At 65.8% G+C, this 2,382-nt stretch carries 3 protein-coding genes, 1 tRNA gene and 1 pseudogene; all 5 read right to left on the bottom strand.

The window, feature by feature from the left end; translation table 11 throughout:
- Positions 1-234, bottom strand: a 234-nt coding sequence (locus EN750_RS29675; protein WP_145968031.1) for a cyclic nucleotide-binding domain-containing protein, incomplete at its 3' end; no start/stop codon positions are given.
- Positions 235-383: 149 nt separating this feature from the next.
- A tRNA-Leu gene (locus EN750_RS29670) sits at positions 384-468 on the bottom strand.
- 73 nt (positions 469-541) lie between these two features.
- Positions 542-1,162: a 2,3-bisphosphoglycerate-dependent phosphoglycerate mutase gene (locus EN750_RS29665; protein WP_056585355.1), complete on the bottom strand. Its 621-nt coding sequence runs from the start codon at positions 1,160-1,162 to the stop codon at positions 542-544.
- Positions 1,163-1,210: 48 nt separating this feature from the next.
- On the bottom strand, positions 1,211-2,032 hold the full coding sequence (gene dapB, locus EN750_RS29660; protein ID WP_127398870.1) for a 4-hydroxy-tetrahydrodipicolinate reductase: 822 nt from the start codon (positions 2,030-2,032) through the stop codon (positions 1,211-1,213).
- Positions 2,029-2,382, bottom strand: a pseudogene (locus EN750_RS29655) (ABC transporter ATP-binding protein); the annotation flags it as partial. The pseudogene EN750_RS29655 and the gene dapB, both read right to left, overlap by 4 nt.

Raw genomic sequence — 2,382 nt, 5'->3', positions numbered from 1 at the left:
ATGCGTGACGATCGTCTCGCGCCGGCCGAGCCCGCCGTCCTGGGTGATGTCCACGCTGCCCGACAGCACGACGATCAGACCGGGCGCCACATCGCCTGCTTCGATGATGTGCTCGCCGGCGGCATAGGCGCTGGCCTCGCCGAACCGGCGCATGCGGTCGATATCCACCTCGGCCAGCGTGGGGAACGCCTGGTCGCGGCGGGCACCGAATATCTGGGTGGTGGATTGAGCCATGGTTTTGAGCGTAGCGAAGCGGGCGCGGAGTTTGAAGCGGTTTGTGAGGAGACTGGCCGGAAGGGGAGGTTGGCGGCAAAGAAAAAGCCCGGACGAGCCGGGCTTTTTCTCTAAGTTTCTGAACCGGCGAATGGTTCGAAACGGGAATTTGGTGCCCAGAAGAGGACTCGAACCTCCACTCCTTGCGGAACACGGACCTGAACCGTGCGCGTCTACCAATTCCGCCATCTGGGCTGGTGCGGGCTCATGTAAGCGGGCAAGCGATTGCTGTCAACGCGCTTTTTTCGCAGGTGCTCCGTTCGCCGGCTCAGTCGTCCAGCACTTCCTTCGAAGCGACGGTGGAATCGGCGTTGAGCTGGTAGATGACCGGCACGCCGGTGCCGAGTTCCAGCTTGACGATCTCCTCGCCCGACTTGCCGTCGAGCGCCATGATCAGCGCGCGCAGGGAGTTGCCGTGGGCGGCGACCAGCACGGTGCCGCCGCGCAGCACATGCGGCTGCAGGTCGTGCAGGTAATAGGGCCAGACTCGGGCGCCGGTGTCCTTCAGGCTTTCGCCGGCGGGCGGCGGCACGTCGTAGGATCGGCGCCAGACATGCACCTGCTCCTCGCCCCATTTCTTGCGGGCGTCGTCCTTGTTGAGGCCGGAAAGGTCGCCATAGTCGCGCTCGTTGAGTGCCTGGTCGCGGATGGTCTTCAGATCGCTCTGGCCGACCGCGTCGAGGATGTGCTGGCAGGTCTTTTGCGCCCGGATCAGCGCCGAGGTGAAGGCGATGTCGAATTTCATGCCACGCGCCTTGAGCTTCTGGCCGGCGGCCTTGGCCTCGGCGTGGCCCTGCTCGGTCAGGTCGACGTCACGCCAGCCGGTGAACAGGTTCTTCAGGTTCCATTCGCTCTGGCCGTGACGCACGAGCACGAGGGTTCTCGACATGTTTGCTCCCTTCAGGTTGGCAGATGGGCAAGTTGGCAGATAGGCGGCTCAGCTGAGGCCGAGCACGTCCCGCATCGAATACAGTCCCGGCTTCTTGCCGCGCGCCCAAAGCGCCGCCTTCACGGCGCCGCGAGCGAAGATGGCGCGGTCCTCTGCATGGTGGGCAAGCGTGATGCGCTCGCCGGTGCCAGCCAGCAGCACGCTGTGGTCACCGACCACCGAGCCGCCGCGCAGCGTGGCAAAGCCGATCGAGCCGGTCTTGCGCACGCCGGTGTGGCCGTCGCGGACCCGCACGTCGTTGCCGGAAAGGGGGATACCGCGCCCGGCGGCGGCAGCTTCGCCGAGCAGAAGTGCTGTGCCCGACGGCGCGTCGACCTTGTGCTTGTGGTGCATTTCGAGGATCTCGATGTCGAAATCGTCGGCATCGAGCGCGCGCGCCGCCTGTTCGACCAGCACCGCCAGAAGATTGACGCCGAGGCTCATATTGCCCGACTTGACGATGGTCGCATGGCGCGCCGCCGCCGCGATCTTCGCATTGTCGTCGGCCGTGCACCCGGTCGTGCCGACGACGTGAACGATGCGCGCCTGCGCCGCATAGCCCGCGAATTCGACCGTCGAAGCAGGCGTGGTGAAGTCGAGCACGCCGTCTGCCTTGGCGAAGACCGGCAGCGGATCGTCGCCGATCGGCACGTTGATGATACCGATGCCCGCCAGTTCGCCTGCGTCCTTGCCCAGATAGGGCGAACCCGCCCGCTCGACCGCGCCGATGACCCGCGCGCCGGGGATGGTGTGGATGGCGCGGATCAGCGTCTGGCCCATGCGGCCGGCAGCGCCCACCACCACCAGGCCCATATCGCCTGCTTCGCTCATGTGCTCCTCACAGCAGTCTTCTTCGCACGCGTGGCCCGGACCGGAGTTTGGATCGGCTCGCGGTCCTCGACAAGCCCCAGTCCCTTCTTGCCCTGGATGCGGTGGAAGCGGGAATAGATGCTGTCCGGGTCGGCCATCAGCGTCGCATGGGTGCCTTCCTCGACCAACCGTCCCTCTTCCAGCACGATGATGTGGTCGGCATTGACCACCGTCGACAGCCGATGCGCTATGACGATGGTGGTGCGGCCTTGCATGACTTGGGTCAGCGCTTCCTGGACGCGCGCCTCCGCCTCGTTGTCGAGCGCCGATGTCGCCTCGTCGAGCAGCAGGATCGGTGCCTGGCGCACGAT

The sequence above is a fragment of the Mesorhizobium sp. M7A.F.Ca.ET.027.03.2.1 genome (assembly GCF_003999175.1).
Lineage (GTDB): Bacteria > Pseudomonadota > Alphaproteobacteria > Rhizobiales > Rhizobiaceae > Mesorhizobium.
The sequence above is the reverse complement of the archived record's forward strand: the minus strand, read 5'-3'. Positions and strand labels throughout refer to the sequence as shown.